This window comes from Streptomyces sp. H51 (assembly GCF_035656535.1).
Taxonomy (GTDB): Bacteria; Actinomycetota; Actinomycetes; order Streptomycetales; family Streptomycetaceae; genus Streptomyces.
This window is the reverse complement of the sequence record NZ_JAYMHD010000044.1, coordinates 76,271-89,951: the sequence shown is the minus strand read 5'-3', so window position 1 is coordinate 89,951 and position 13,681 is coordinate 76,271. Positions and strand designations below refer to the sequence as shown.

Sequence of the window (13,681 nt, the reverse complement as noted above, 5' to 3'; positions counted from 1 at the left end):
GATCCTTGACAACTCGACAGTGTGTCGACCCGCGGAGTTGCCGATCCGTGGAGCTAAGGAGAATTGAACTCCTGACCTCCTGCATGCCATGCAGGCGCTCTACCAACTGAGCTATAGCCCCTTGTTGTTCTTCCCGCTCGGCGGGGCGAACAAGAAGAACTTTAGCCTGCGACCTGCCGGAAAGTGAAATCCGGGTCCGGGCCCGGGACGACGGCCCGACCGCGGCTCAGTCGTCGTCGCCGAGGACCGGCTCCGGCAGGGTGCCGGCGTTGTGCTCCAGCAGGCGCCAGCCGCGGGCTCCCTCGCCGAGCACCGACCAGCAGCAGTTGGACAGACCGCCGAGGCTCTCCCAGTGGCGGGCCTCCAGGCCCAGGAGACGTCCGATGGTGGTGCGGATCGTGCCGCCGTGGCTGACCACGACGAGCGTGCCGTCGTCGGGGAGCTTCTCGGCGTGCCGCAGCACGACCGGGGCGGCGCGCTCGGCCACCTCGGTCTCCAGTTCGCCGCCGCCGCGGCGGACCGGCTCGCCGCGCTTCCACGCGCCGTACTCCGCGCCGTACCGCTCGAGGATCTCCTCGTGCGTCAGGCCCTGCCACTTGCCCGCGTAGGTCTCGCGCAGCCCCTCGTCGTGGGTGACCTCCAGGCCGGTGAGCGCGGCGAGCTCGCCGGCCGTCCGGGCGGCCCGCTGGAGGTCGGAGGCGACGATCGCGTCGGGCCCGAGCGAGACGAGCAGCCGGGCGGCGCGGCGGGCCTGGGCGACGCCGGCCTCGGTGAGCGGGACGTCCGTGGTGCCCTGGAACCGACGCTCCACGTTCCACGAGGTCTGGCCGTGCCGCCACAGGATGAGGCGACGGCCGCGGCTCTTGTCGGCGGGCACCTCGTCGGTGGCGCTCATCACCACTCACCGCCCGGCTCCGCCGCCTCCTCGGCCGCCTTCAGCTTGGCGTGCTCCTCGGCCTTGCCGCGGGTGGCCTTGGCGTCCTCGGGCAGTTCGATCTCGGGGCAGTCCTTCCACAGCCGCTCCAGGGCGTAGAAGACGCGCTCCTCGCTGTGCTGCACGTGGACGACGATGTCGACGTAGTCGAGCAGGACCCAGCGGGCCTCACGGTCGCCCTCGCGGCGCACCGGCTTGGCGCCGAGCTCCTTCAGGAGCCGCTCCTCGATCTCGTCGACGATCGACTTGACCTGGCGGTCGCTGGGGGCGGAGGCCAGCAGGAAGGCGTCCGTGATCGACAGCACGTCGCTGACGTCGTAGGCGATGATGTCGTGCGCCAGCTTGTCGGCGGCCGCCTGCGCGGCGGTGTTGATGAGCTCCAGAGAGCGGTCAGTGGCGGTCACTACGTGGCTTTCGGTCGGCGGTCACTTGGCATCAAGGGTCTCACGGACCGGCCGCGGCACCCCACGTGTTATGTACGCATCACGTGGGGCGCCGCCGGTCTCGACGGGCCCGCTACTGGGACGACGACGGGCGGTAGTCCTGGCCGAGGACGACCAGGACGTCCGCGCTGGAGGTGACCTTGCCCTTGGTGACGGAGCCGGTGGACAGGCCCAGCGTCTTGGCGACCTCGGTGGCGTTCTCCTTGTCGGCGGGGTCCGTGTAGACCACCTCGGAGGCGGCCGCGGCGGAGGCGGTGCCGCCGTCCAGGAAGGTGAAGCCGCCGTTGAGGAGGACGACGCGGGCCTTCTGGGTGTTGTCCTTCACGCCGCTGGCGTTCTGGACGGAGACCCGGACGGCGGCGTCCTTGGAGGGGCTCTTCGCGGTGCCGCCGAGCACGTCCTTGACCACACCGGCGCCGGTCTGCGCGCTGAGGGTGCCGTCGGCCTGGACGGGCAGCAGGGCGGTCTTGTAGTCGCCCCCCTTGGCGAGGTCGGCGAGCTTGGCGAGGAAGGTTCCGAGGTCCTTGTCGGTCAGCGACGGGTCCAGGATCTGCGCCAGGGTCTGCACGGTGGTCGTCGCGGCCGTCGGATCGGACGACAGCTTGCGCAGCACGCCCTGCATGACCTGTCCGAACCGCTGCAGCTGGGCGTTCTGGGTCTCGCCGGAGGCGCGGTAGGTGGCGTAGGCGACGGCCGTCTTGCCGCTGAGGGTCTGGTTCTCGCCCCGGTGCACCAGGGGCGAGGCGCCCTTCTTGCCGGCGCCCGGGTCGGGGACGTCGGTGTCGGTGTCCACCTCGATGTTGCCGACGAGGTCGACGAGGTTCTGCAGGTAGGGGGTGTCCAGGCGCCAGGTGCCCTGGATCTCGGTGCCGAGGACGGTGTCTAGGGCGTCGCGGGTGCCGGAGGAGCCGTCGTCCGCGACGGACTTGGCGAGGGTGGTGGTGGTGCCGTCGTCGTCCGTGACGGCGAGCGAGTTGGGCAGCAGGACGGTGGTGCCCTGCTTGGTGGTGGTGTTGTCGACGAGCAGCGCCGTGGAGGTGCCGCCCTTCTTGGTGTTGTGCAGGTGGACGACGATCACGTCGCGGTTCTGCGCCCCCGCGGCCGTCGTCCCGCCGGTCTTGGTGTCCGGGTCCGACAGGCCGGGCAGCTTCCCGGCGGCCCAGAGGTAGCCCACTCCGCCGACCGCGACCAGGGCCAGCACCACGACGAGGGCGATCAGGCGGCTGCGGGCGCGGCGCTTGGCCTCCTCGCGGCGCTCGGTGCGGTTCTCGGTGAAGTTCAGCCAGTCGATGACGTCCTCGGCGTCGCCGTCGGGGTCCTCGACGAACGCGAACTGCTCCGTGCGGTAGTCGCGTTCGGGCGGGGCGGAGGCCGGGGACTGCTCGGCGTCGGCGGGGCCGGGCTGCTGCGGGATGTGGGCGGTCTGCTCGGCGACCCGGGGCTGCCGGCCGGTGGCCGCGCCCTGCGCCTGCCCCTGCCCCTGCCCCTGCCCGTAGGGGTCGTACCCGCCGCTCTGGGACGCGCCGGTGCCGTAGGGGTCGTAGGACGGCGCGGGCGGCTGCTGAGCGGTGCCGTAGGGGTCGTACGCGGGCGCCGGCTGCCGGCCGCCGGTGGCGTAGGGGTCGTAGCCGTAGCCCTGCTGCGGGGCCTGCGGCTGCGCCTGCGCGTACGGGTCGTAGGTGTCGTACGGCTGCTGCGGAGCCTGCTGGGGGTAGGGCTGCTGCGGAGCCTGCTGGGGCGGGACCTGGCGGTACACAGGCTGCCCGTACTCGTCGTATCCGACGAGTTCGTACTGGTCGCCCCCGTACCCAGCGTCGTATCGGTCGTTCACCGGTAGCCCCTCTCGGCTCACTCGCCGCGGTACAGCTTGCGCTTGTGGATGTAGCGCACGACTCCGTCCGGCACCATGTACCAGATGGGGTCGCCCTTGGCGACTCTCGCGCGGCAGTCCGTGGAGGAGATGGCGAGCGCGGGCACCTCGACGAGCGAGACGCCGCCCTCGGGCAGCCCGTGGTCCGACAGGTGGTGGCCGGGCCGGGTGCAGCCGATGAAGTGCGCGAGGGAGAACAGTTCCTCGGAGTCCCGCCAGGTCAGGATCTGGCCGAGCGCGTCGGCGCCGGTGATGAAGAACAGGTCCGTGTCGGGGTTGAGGGCGCGCAGGTCGCGCAGCGTGTCCACGGTGTAGGTGGGGCCGCCGCGGTCGATGTCGATGCGGCTCACGGAGAACTGCGGGTTCTCGGCGGTCGCGATGACCGTCATCAGGTAGCGGTCCTCGGCCGGGGAGACGTGGCGGTGGGTCTTCTGCCACGGCTGGCCGGTCGGCACGAACACCACCTCGTCGAGGTGGAACTGCGCGGCTACCTCGCTGGCCGCCACCAGGTGCCCGTGGTGGATCGGGTCGAACGTTCCGCCCATGACGCCGAGGCGGCGCTTGCCCGGCTCCGGGCGCCCGTTGCCGGTGCCGGACGGGCGGGGTCCGGTGCCGTCCGCCGGGCGGGTCTGCGTGCCGTCGGCCGTGCCGTTCGCCGGACCGGTAGGCGTGTCCTGCTCTCCCATGCGTGCAGACCCTACCGGCCCGGCCTGAGGGCTCCGGCCGCCAGTTCCCCGTCAGCGGCCCGCGACGGTGTCAGCGGTCGCGGTTGAAGCGGGTGGTGACCCACAGCAGGAGCAGCAGGATGAGCAGGGCGCTGCCGCCGGTGACGTAGGGGCTGAGGCTCTCGTGGTTGCCGCCGTGCTCCTCACCCTCCGCGGCGAGGGTGACCAACTGGGCAGCGGTGCTGTGGAAGCTCATCTCGGCAGGACCTATCGCGTGTGGGCGGGATAAAGATGTCGGCCCATGGTAAGCGGGGGTCCCGCCCGCGATCACGCCGACTCCACCGTTGGGGAACCCTGGGCGGCGTTCAGTCGTCTTTCCGCTTGTAGCCCCGTAGCAGGAACCAGGCGGTCAGCGCGCATCCGACGATCATCACGATCAGTACGACCCGGAGCAGATTGCCCGCCCCCTGCCGCTGGGCGGCGCTCGTGGCCTCGGCCAGCCAGACGGCCGCGGGCGTGTGCTCCATGGCGACGGACTCCTTCGGTGTGGTGCCGTCCACGGTAACGCCGCCTAGGCTGGGCCCTGCTTCGGGGGCGCGAAGGACCGCACGAGGGACCGTAAAGGGCCACTCACACGCACATGGGGGACCACATGTCCGACGACGGCCACCAGCACGACGGGCACGAGAAGGCACCGAGCAGGCAGCGCACGCGCTTCCCGGGCATCTCCTCGCGCGCCTACGAGCACCCGGCCGACCGCTCCGCGCTGGTCGCGCTGCGCAAGCTGAGCGGCTTCGACACGGTGTTCAAGGCGCTCAGCGGCCTGCTTCCCGAGCGCAGCCTGCGGCTGCTGTTCCTGTCCGACTCGGTGCGCGTCTCCGACCAGCAGTTCACCCATCTCCACGACATGCTGCGGGACGCCTGTTACATCCTGGACCTGGAGAAGGTCCCGCCGATGTACGTCAACCAGGACCCGCAGCCGAACGCGATGTGCATCGGCCTGGACGAGCCGATCATCGTGGTCACCACCGGCCTCGTCGAGCTGCTGGACGAGGAGGAGATGCGGGCGGTCATCGGCCACGAGGTGGGCCACGCGCTGTCCGGCCACGCCGTGTACCGCACGATCCTGCTGTTCCTGACCAGCCTGGCGGTCCGGGTCGCCTGGATCCCGCTGGGCAACCTCGCGGTCATGGCGATCGTGACCGCGCTGCGCGAATGGTTCCGCAAGTCGGAGCTGTCCGCCGACCGGGCGGGCCTCCTCGTCGGCCAGGACCTGCAGGCGTCGATGCGCGGCCTGATGAAGATCGCGGGCGGCAACCACCTGCACCAGATGAACGTGGACGCGTTCCTGCAGCAGGCCGAGGAGTACGAGGCGGGCGGCGACCTGCGCGACTCCGTGCTGAAGATCCTGAACCTGCTGCCGCGCTCCCACCCGTTCACCACGATCCGGGCGGCCGAGCTGAAGAAGTGGGCGGCGTCCCGCGACCACCAGCGGATCATGGACGGCCACTACCCGCGGCGCGGCGACGACAAGGAGACGTCGGTCACGGACTCGCTGCGCGAGTCGGCGGCGCACTACTCGAACAGCGTCAAGAACTCCAAGGACCCGCTGATGAAGCTGGTCAGCGACATCGCCGACGGGGCGGGGGACCTGGGAGGCCGGGTCCGGCGCGGCTTCGGCGGGTTCGCGTCGGCTCCGCCGAAGGGCCGGCCCCCGCAGGACCAGGCACCGGCCGACGGCCCCGCGCGGGACGACGACTGACCGCGACAGCCGACTGCCCCCGACAGCCGACGAGGACGGGGTCGGGGGTCACACCTTCGGCTGGGCGCTCCTCGCCAGGGAACCGCACAGGGCCGTCGCGCCGCCCGTGTCGTACGGGTCGGTGCCCGCCGGGCCGCCCGCCCCGGCCGTCTGGCCGGCCAGCAGCGGGCGCAGGTGGTTGGCCGAGTCCTCGGCGCACGACAGGGGCCCGGCCTGGACGTAGGAGACGACGAGCTGCGCCTGGTGCAGGCGCAGGTCGTCGCGGTCGAAGCGGAAGTGCAGCTCGCGCCGCACGGTGAACAGCGAGGCGTCGGCCTTCGTGCCGGCTCCGGTGGGCCGCAGCGCGTAGACGAAGGTGTGGTCCGCGGTGACCTCCAGGGTGGCGGAGTCGGTCTCGGCGGCCTGCAGCGAGCCCTGGACCCGGATCCTGCCGTCGGCGAGCTCGGCGGCGGTCGGGTCGAAGCGGACCAGCCACCCGGTCGGCGCGTGCCGCCCGTCGGCCGTCGGCTGCGCGAAGCTCTGGTCGAACTGGCCGAGCTGGCCGGCGTCGAGCATGACGCGCACGGGCCGCACACTCTGCCCGTCGAGCACCTCGGGGTAGAGCGAGGACCGGACGATGTAGTCCTTGGCCGTGGTCAGGGCGGCCACGACCTGGTCGCCGGAGAAGTGCGCGGTACGCCGCGAGGCGGGCAGCGGTATGCCCTCGGCGCCGATGCGGAACTGCGCGGCGGGGCTGTGCTCGTACAGGTACTCGGGATCGGCCGCTCCGGGCACCCTGCCCTGCGGGGACAGCGGGATCACGGTCATCCGCAGGGGCTCGACGGGCTGCCGCGCGCCCGGGACCTGGTACGGGTGCCGCACGCCCATGTAGATCGCCGTGCCGAAGGCGACGGCGATCAGCATGACGAGGACCAGGGCCTGCCGGGACAGTCCCCGGCGCAGAGGCGGGCGGCGGCGCACCGCGGGCGCGTGGTCGGCCATGCGCTCCTGCGCGGAGTACTCCTGCAGGCGGGCAGCACGGACGAACGATTCGTCGAAGACGACGGACCGGTACTCGTCCTCCCCACCCCCGGGGGCGCCCTCGGGTGTCCCCTCAGGTGGGTCTCCAGGCCCTCCCATACCTTTCAGGGTAGGTCTCCTGGGGCTCCGGTAAACGCCCTGGTACGCGACAAGTTGGGACGGATTCGGAGGTCGGGACCCTTCCGGCGGCCCCTGCCGGACCCCCTGCGGCCCCTAGGGGCTGTGCGGGATGACCGGGACCGCCGGCCGGGAGTGGTCGGCCGACGCCGAGGGAGGCGCCGCGCCGCTCTGCTCCAGGCCGGTCGAGGCGGGCGGCGGCACCTGGTCCTCACGGCTGGAGGAGCCGCCGCGGTAGACGGCCGCGAAGGCCAGGGCGACCATGCCGACCCCCATCACCACGGCGAGCATCCAGGCGACCGGGCGGTGCCAGCGGACCTGCCTGCCGTACGGCCCGAAGACGCGGTAGTGGCTCCCGAAGGCCTCGGGGTCGTCCGGGTCGTCGTAGTCCGGATCACGACCGAAACCGGCGCGGCCCCCGGGGCCGTAGCCGTCCTCGTAGCGGTCGCCTCTGCCGTGGGTCCGGCGGGCCTCCGCCTCGGAGGCCTCCGCTCTCGCCTGGGCGGCGGCCAGCAGGCGCTCCACGGCGGTCGGCTCGTGCACCGCGGCCGCCCGTACGAAGGCCTCGTCGAAGACCACGGAGGCGAACTCTTCGTCCGACACCCCGCGGTCGTGGTCGTCGTCGGGCTCCCAGCCGTCAGGGAACGGCATGCCCCCCACGTCCTCCGGCACGGATCCAGAGTAGACCTGGGGGGTCATTTTGGGCAGACGGTATGGAAATTCATCCGCCTGATGAGACGGCCGCCCGGGGTGAGGGCGCGTACCGGACGCGCGTGCCGACCGCATATGCGCCCCCGCCGACGGCCGGTCTCAGCGCCGCACGTGCCCGTCCCCGGTGACGATGTACTTGGTGCTCGTCAGCTCCGGCAGGCCCATCGGGCCGCGCGCGTGCAGCTTCTGCGTGGAGATGCCGATCTCCGCGCCGAAGCCGAACTGGCCGCCGTCGGTGAAGCGGGTGGAGGCGTTGACGGCGACCGTCGTGGAATCGACCAGCCGGGTGAAGCGGCGGGCGGCCTGCTGCGAGGTCGTGACGATCGCCTCGGTGTGGCCGGAGGTCCACAGCCGGATGTGCTCGACGGCCTTGTCCAGCGAGTCCACCACCGCGGCGGCGATGTCGTAGGAGAGGTACTCGGTCTCCCAGTCCTCGGCCGTGGCCTCGACGACGGTCGCGGCGGAGTCCTTGGCGTAGGCCATCACCCGTTCGTCGGCGTGGACCGTGACCCCGGCGTCCGCGAGGGCGTCGAGGGCGCGCGGCAGGAACTCGGGGGCGATGTCCTGGTGGACGAGGAGGGTCTCGGCGGCGTTGCAGACGCTGACGCGCTGCGCCTTGGAGTTGATCAGGATGTCGACGGCCATGTCGATGTCGGCGTGGGCGTCGACGTAGACGTGGCAGTTGCCGGTGCCGGTCTCGATGACGGGGACGGTGGACTCGTTGACCACCGTCCGGATCAGCGAGGCGCCGCCGCGCGGGATGAGGACGTCGACCAGGCCGCGGGCGCGCATCAGCTCGCGCACGCTGTCGCGGCTCTCCCCGGGCACCAGCTGCACGGCGTCGGCGGGCAGACCGGCGCCGCCGACGGCGTCGCGGATGACCCGCACGAGGGCGGTGTTCGACTCGTAGGCGGAGGCCGAGCCGCGCAGCAGGACGGCGTTGCCGGACTTCAGGCACAGGGCGGCGGCGTCGACGGTGACGTTCGGGCGGGCCTCGTAGATGATGCCGACGACGCCGAGCGGGACGCGGACCTGGCGCAGGTCGATGCCGTTGGGCAGGGTGGAGCCGCGGACGACCTCGCCGACCGGGTCGGGCAGCGCCACGACGTCGCGGACGTCGGAGGCGATGGCGCGCACCCGCTCCGGGGTGAGCGTGAGCCGGTCGACGATCGCCTCGCTGGTGCCGGCCTCGCGCGCCTTGGCCACGTCCTTGGCGTTGGCCTCGATGATCTCGCTCGTACGGACCTCCAGCGCGTCCGCGATGGCGAGCAGCGCGTCGTCCTTCACCGCGCGCGGCAGCGGGGCGAGGTCGGCGGCGGCGGCTTTGGCGCGGTAGGCGGCCTGGGTGACCGGGGACATGGAGTCGTACGGCGAAAGCGTGGTCATGCCCGCAGCGTAGTGCTCCGCACGCGCGCGTTCACGGCTCATCCACACATCGAGACGGGTTCAAAAGGGATGAACCCCCACCGGCGACGCGGGCGGCGGACCGTAGCCCTCGGCGACGCGCTGGTGGTAGGTCTCGCGGTCGATGACCTCCAGGCCGACGATCTCCCAGGGCGGCAGTTTGGCGGTCTGCCGGTGCTCGCCCCACAGGCGCAGGGCCACGGCGGCGGCGTCGTGCAGGTCGCGGGCCTCCTCCCAGTAGCGGATCTCGGCGTGGTCGCCCGCGTACCTGCTGGTCAGCAGGAAGGGGTGGTCGTGGGCGAGCTGTTCGAGGCCGCGCCGCACCTCGGTCAGGGGCGCCTGGGCGCCGGAGACGCTGAGGGTGACGTGCCACAGGCGCGGCAGGTCCGCCGGTTCCTCGTAGCGGCCTCCGGCGGCGACGCTGGTCAGAGCGCGTCCCCCGGCGGCCGTGCGGGAGGGGGCGCCGGCGGCGCCGGCACTGCGGGACGCCGTCCCAGGGCGCACTCGTCTCACGACGGCCTCCTTCACGCAGGGTCGAGCAGTGCTCGCGCGGAATGTGTTCCTCGGTCAAAGTTGAGCAGGCCGCAGACCGTCGCGTGGCGCTTTTGCGGAACGTCCACCACCGGGAGCGGACGTTTCGGTCGTTTACGGGTGCAGGACCACCAGGTCGTCCCTGTGTACGACCTCCCGCTCGTACGCCGGGCCGAGTTCCCGGGCCAGTTCCCGGGTCGAGCGGCCGAGCAGCTGGGGAATCTCCTTGGCGTCGAAGTTGACCAGCCCGCGCGCCACCGCGCGCCCGCCGGTGTCGCGCAGTTCGACCGGGTCGCCGGCGCTGAAGTCGCCCTCGACGGCGGCGATCCCGGCCGGCAGCAGCGACTTGCGCCGGTCCACGACCGCGCGCACCGCGCCGTCGTCCAGGGTCAGCGCCCCTTGCGGGGTGGACGCGTGCTGCAGCCACAGCAGCCGGTCGGCGGAGCGCCTGCCGGTGGGGTGGAAGTAGGTGCCGGTGTCGCCGCCGGACAGCGCCTCGGCCGCGTGGACGGCGCTGGTCAGCACGACGGGGATGCCGGCGGCGGCGGCGATCCCGGCGGCCTCGACCTTGGTGACCATGCCGCCGGTGCCGACGCCCGCCTTGCCGGCGCTGCCGATCTCGACGCCCGCGAGGTCGGCGGGCCCGCGCACCTCGGCTATCCGCGAGGTGCCCGGCCGGGACGGGTCGCCGTCGTACACGCCGTCCACGTCGGACAGCAGCACCAGCAGGTCGGCGTGCACGAGGTGGGCGACGAGGGCGGCGAGACGGTCGTTGTCGCCGAAGCGGATCTCGTCGGTGGCGACGGTGTCGTTCTCGTTCACCACCGGGAAGGCGCCCATGGCGAGCAGCTTGTCGAGGGTGCGGGAGGCGTTGCGGTGGTGGGCGCGGCGGCTCATGTCGTCGGAGGTGAGCAGGACCTGGCCGACGCGGACGCCGTAGCGGGCGAAGGACGCGGTGTAGCGGGCGACCAGCAGGCCCTGCCCGACGCTGGCGGCGGCCTGCTGGCGGGCCAGGTCCCGGGGGCGGCGGCGCAGGCCGAGCGGGGCGAGTCCGGCGGCGATGGCGCCGGAGGAGACGAGGACGATCTCCCGCTCCCCCTCGGCGCGGCTCTTGGCGAGCACGTTGACGAGCGCGTCCACGCGGTCGGCGTCCAGGCCGCCCGACGCCGTGGTGAGCGACGAGGAACCCACTTTGACGACGATCCTGCGGGCCTCGCGCACGCCCTGCCTTGCCGTGGTCACCTCGGTCGTCATCCCCTCGCGTCTGCGGGCTCCACCACCAGGCAATCTACGCGAAGGGGGCCGGTCGCCGCGCATCGGTCCAGTCCCCGGACAGGCGCCGGGTGACCGCATCCTCACGCGCCGTGCACGGCAAAAAGGTTGCACCGGTTGGTTATAGAAGTTAAAGACCCGGCCAACATATTTTGAACACCGTGCCACAAAAGACAGTTCGCCCCACCAAGCGCATCCTCATACGCTCGGGCAAGAGCCCGTACGACGTCGTGTCGGTCGAGGAGGCCCTGCACCGCGACGTGATCGCCACCAATGCCGGCAACCTGATCTTCAGTGACGCCGCTCACAAGATCCTCCAGGCGCCGGGGACCGAGGTGGTCTCGAACGGCATCCAGGCGCACGCGGCCGCGGCGGGGCGGATCAACGAGGAGTACGACGTCTTCGTGGTGCCCCTGGCCAACGCGTTCCGGCCGTCGTTCGAGGCCGGTCTGCAGCGGCTCACCCGGCTGATCAGCCGGCTGCGGATCCCGGTGGTGGTGCTGGGCATCGGGGCGCAGGCCGGGCTGAACTACAACGCGGCGCGGCTGAAGCCGATGGAGCAGACCGTCCGGGCGTTCGTCTCCGCGGTGCTGGACCGCAGCGCCTCGATCGGCGTGCGCGGCGAGTTCACCGAGAAGTACCTGAAGGACCTGGGCTACCGGGACGTCGAGGTCATCGGCTGCCCGTCGCTGTTCCTGAACGGCAAGGAACTCGCCGTGCACAAGCGGGTGGCGGAGCTGACCGCCGACTCCCGCATCGCGGTCAACGGCTCGCACAACGCGGTGCAGAAGCAGGGGCTGGACAAGGTCATCGCCCGTGCCCACGCCCGTTATCCGAACCTGCGCTTCATCGGGCAGAACCTCAGCGACGCGCGGCAGCTGCACTGGCGGGACCTGTCGGACCCGAACGCGGCGGTGACGGCGATGCCGACCCACCCCGACCACCCGATGTACCGGGAGGACAAGGTCCGCGTCTACGTCGACCCGGTCACCTGGATCGACGACCTGCGCGCCTTCGACTTCTCCTTCGGCTCCCGCATCCACGGCAACATCGCCGCGCTGCTGGCGGGCACGCCGGCGACCGTGCTGTGCGGCGACTCGCGGACGCTGGAGCTGTGCCGCTACTTCGACATCCCGCACCACCGGATGGACCGGCTGCCCGACGACCTCGACCCCGCCAGGCTCTACGCGGAGGCCGACTTCACCGCGCTGGCCGACGGCCACCTGGAGCGCTTCGAGCGGTTCACCGCGTTCCTGGAGCGCAACGGCCTGGAGAACACCTTCACGCACGGCGACGGCGGCGCCGCCTTCGAGGCGCGCATGCGCTCCCTCAGCTTCCCGCCCGGGATCCGGCCGTGGAACGAGGCCGACGTCGCCTCGCTCGCCTCGCGGTTCGGCTGGCTGCACAGCCGGGTCGCCGAACTGTCCGCGGAGAACGACCGGTTGAAGCGCGAGCTGAAGCGCGGGGAGAGCGGCCGGCCGGCCACCGCGGCGGGCACGACGTCCGTGTACCGCAAGGCCCGGCGGGTGGTGGGCCGCCCCCTCCGCCGCGCCCTGCGGTCCGGCCGTCAGTAGCGGCTACACCGCCGTGACCGTCCCGCCGGGGGCCGTGAGCACCCGGCGGGCCTTCCGCGCGGCCCTGCGCAGTACGGAGTCGGCGGCGCTCTCGCGGTAGCCCGGGAAGGCGCGGGCCTCGCGGGGGGCGGCGAGGTAGACGGAGTCCGGGACGCCCGCCCGCCCGTCGCGGAAGTGCGGATAGACGAGGTAGAGGCGGCGGCCCTTCTTCTCCAGCAGGGCCGGGGCCTGCTTCTTGGCCTTGACGAACCGCACGACCTCGGTGAGGAGTTCGGGCCGCTGCTCGGCCACCAGGTGGAGCCTGAGGCGCTCTTCGACCTTGAGGCGGCGGGCTACGCCCTCGGTCCAGTACTTCTCCGTCAGCGGCCGCGCCAGTTCGAACTTGTGCCGTCGCACCTCCTCGCTGTCCTTGAGGTACCGGGGACCGAACTGCGGCAGCAGGGTGACCAGGAAGGGCCGGATCATGAGCGCGTCGCGCCGCTCGCCGGCCGGGACGTGCTCGGCTATCCGGTTCATCAGGGCGCGGGCGGAGTCGAAGCGCAGGGCGTAACTGCCGCTCTTGGTCACGTGCTTGCCGTCCGTGCGGCCCACCAGGTAGTAGCAGGTGTGGTCGGCGATCACCGAGACGCCGTTCGCCCGCAGGTAGGCCTCCATCGTGAACAGCGCGTCCTCGCCGGTCCACAGGGACTCGTCGAAGCGCAGGCCGTGCCGCTCCAGGAAGGAGCGCCGGAACAGCTTCTGCGCGCTGAGCGTGAACTTGATGTTGGAGGAGAAGACGTCCGTACGGTCCAGGGTCCGGCCCCACATCGACCGCGGCGCCTTGCGGTTGATCCCCTCGACGCGGCCGAGCACCACGTCGGTGCCGTTGCGGTCGGCCATCGCCACCATGCGCTCCAGCGCCTCGGTGCCGAGCCGGTCGTCGGCGTCGAGGAAGAAGACGTAGCGCCCCGCGGCCTTCCCCAGGCCGACGTTGCGCGGGCCGCTGGGCCCGCCGGAGTTGTCCTGCCGGATCAGCGTCACCGGCATGGGCGCGCGGTCGGCGAACTCCTCGAGGTACTCCCCCGTGCCGTCCGTCGAGCCGTCGTCCACCGCGATGACCTCGATGCGCGCCGGGTCGATGGTCTGCGACTCGACGGAGGCCAGGCAGTCGATCAGATAAGGCATCGCCTCGTATGCCCCGATGATCACACTGACATCAGGCTGCGCGACGCTCACGGTTCCCCCTTGGTCAAAGGTGTATTTCCCCCGTATCGGCATAATCGCTACTTGTTAGACGGAGAAAGACCCCCGGAGGTTGCCCCACGAGTCGGAACAAGTGGCGCGCGTCACATGACGCGCGGACTTGACGCACGGCCCGTGACGGCTCCACCGGGCCGGG

Annotated in this window: 14 protein-coding genes and 1 tRNA gene; 2 read left to right on the top strand and 13 right to left on the bottom strand. The window is 71.8% G+C overall.

Annotated features, from left to right (window positions below; translation table 11 throughout):
* Positions 1 to 48 precede the first annotated feature (48 nt).
* The 7 genes from VKA29_RS13260 to VKA29_RS13230 form a co-directional block, all read right to left on the bottom strand.
* Positions 49 to 121: transfer RNA gene (locus VKA29_RS13260), tRNA-Ala, on the bottom strand.
* 105 nt (positions 122 to 226) lie between these two features.
* On the bottom strand, positions 227 to 895 hold the full coding sequence (locus VKA29_RS13255; protein WP_324785666.1) for a histidine phosphatase family protein: 669 nt from the start codon (positions 893 to 895) through the stop codon (positions 227 to 229).
* Positions 895 to 1,338 carry a ribosome silencing factor gene (gene rsfS, locus VKA29_RS13250; protein ID WP_324785665.1) on the bottom strand — a complete coding sequence of 148 codons (444 nt, stop codon included), beginning with the start codon at positions 1,336 to 1,338 and terminating at the stop codon, positions 895 to 897. Before rsfS ends, VKA29_RS13255 begins: the two co-directional genes overlap by 1 nt.
* Before the next feature lie 112 nt (positions 1,339 to 1,450).
* Complete coding sequence (locus VKA29_RS13245; RefSeq protein ID WP_324785664.1) at positions 1,451 to 3,208, bottom strand: LCP family protein; 1,758 nt, start codon at positions 3,206 to 3,208, stop codon at positions 1,451 to 1,453.
* Positions 3,209 to 3,225: 17 nt separating this feature from the next.
* Positions 3,226 to 3,933 carry a nicotinate-nucleotide adenylyltransferase gene (nadD, locus tag VKA29_RS13240; RefSeq protein WP_324785663.1) on the bottom strand — a complete coding sequence of 236 codons (708 nt, stop codon included), beginning with the start codon at positions 3,931 to 3,933 and terminating at the stop codon, positions 3,226 to 3,228.
* A gap of 70 nt (positions 3,934 to 4,003) precedes the next feature.
* Positions 4,004 to 4,168 (bottom strand): hypothetical protein, encoded by a 165-nt coding sequence (locus VKA29_RS13235; RefSeq protein ID WP_324785662.1) that lies wholly within the window; start codon positions 4,166 to 4,168, stop codon positions 4,004 to 4,006.
* Between the two features lie 109 nt (positions 4,169 to 4,277).
* Entirely contained in the window at positions 4,278 to 4,439 is a 162-nt protein-coding gene (locus VKA29_RS13230) for a hypothetical protein (protein ID WP_324785661.1), read from the bottom strand.
* Positions 4,440 to 4,564: 125 nt separating this feature from the next.
* Between VKA29_RS13230 and VKA29_RS13225 the strand changes: the two genes are divergently transcribed.
* Positions 4,565 to 5,674 carry a M48 family metallopeptidase gene (locus VKA29_RS13225; RefSeq protein WP_324785674.1) on the top strand — a complete coding sequence of 370 codons (1,110 nt, stop codon included), beginning with the start codon at positions 4,565 to 4,567 and terminating at the stop codon, positions 5,672 to 5,674.
* Positions 5,675 to 5,722: 48 nt separating this feature from the next.
* Here VKA29_RS13225 and VKA29_RS13220 read toward each other — a convergent pair whose 3' ends face one another.
* The 5 genes from VKA29_RS13220 to proB all read right to left on the bottom strand — a co-directional run bounded on the left by VKA29_RS13220 (position 5,723) and on the right by proB (position 10,711).
* Positions 5,723 to 6,793 (bottom strand): hypothetical protein, encoded by a 1,071-nt coding sequence (locus VKA29_RS13220; protein WP_324785660.1) that lies wholly within the window; start codon positions 6,791 to 6,793, stop codon positions 5,723 to 5,725.
* Positions 6,794 to 6,907: 114 nt separating this feature from the next.
* On the bottom strand, positions 6,908 to 7,510 hold the full coding sequence (locus VKA29_RS13215) for a hypothetical protein (protein ID WP_324785658.1): 603 nt from the start codon (positions 7,508 to 7,510) through the stop codon (positions 6,908 to 6,910).
* 111 nt (positions 7,511 to 7,621) lie between these two features.
* Positions 7,622 to 8,908 (bottom strand): glutamate-5-semialdehyde dehydrogenase, encoded by a 1,287-nt coding sequence (locus tag VKA29_RS13210; protein ID WP_324785657.1) that lies wholly within the window; start codon positions 8,906 to 8,908, stop codon positions 7,622 to 7,624.
* A 60-nt stretch (positions 8,909 to 8,968) separates the two neighbouring features.
* Positions 8,969 to 9,430, bottom strand: coding sequence for a hypothetical protein (locus VKA29_RS13205; protein WP_420718483.1), 462 nt, complete (start codon positions 9,428 to 9,430; stop codon positions 8,969 to 8,971).
* Positions 9,431 to 9,571: 141 nt separating this feature from the next.
* The gene (proB, locus tag VKA29_RS13200) at positions 9,572 to 10,711 is read right to left on the bottom strand and encodes a glutamate 5-kinase (protein ID WP_420718480.1); all 1,140 of its coding nucleotides are present in this window, start codon (positions 10,709 to 10,711) and stop codon (positions 9,572 to 9,574) included.
* A 179-nt stretch (positions 10,712 to 10,890) separates the two neighbouring features.
* Here proB and VKA29_RS13195 point away from each other — a divergent pair, with 179 nt between their 5' ends.
* The gene (locus tag VKA29_RS13195; protein ID WP_324785655.1) at positions 10,891 to 12,303 is read left to right on the top strand and encodes a polysaccharide pyruvyl transferase family protein; all 1,413 of its coding nucleotides are present in this window, start codon (positions 10,891 to 10,893) and stop codon (positions 12,301 to 12,303) included.
* Positions 12,304 to 12,306: 3 nt separating this feature from the next.
* Here the strand turns inward: VKA29_RS13195 and VKA29_RS13190 are convergent, their stop codons facing one another.
* Positions 12,307 to 13,518, bottom strand: coding sequence for a glycosyltransferase family 2 protein (locus VKA29_RS13190; RefSeq protein WP_324785654.1), 1,212 nt, complete (start codon positions 13,516 to 13,518; stop codon positions 12,307 to 12,309).
* Positions 13,519 to 13,681: the final 163 nt, after the last annotated feature.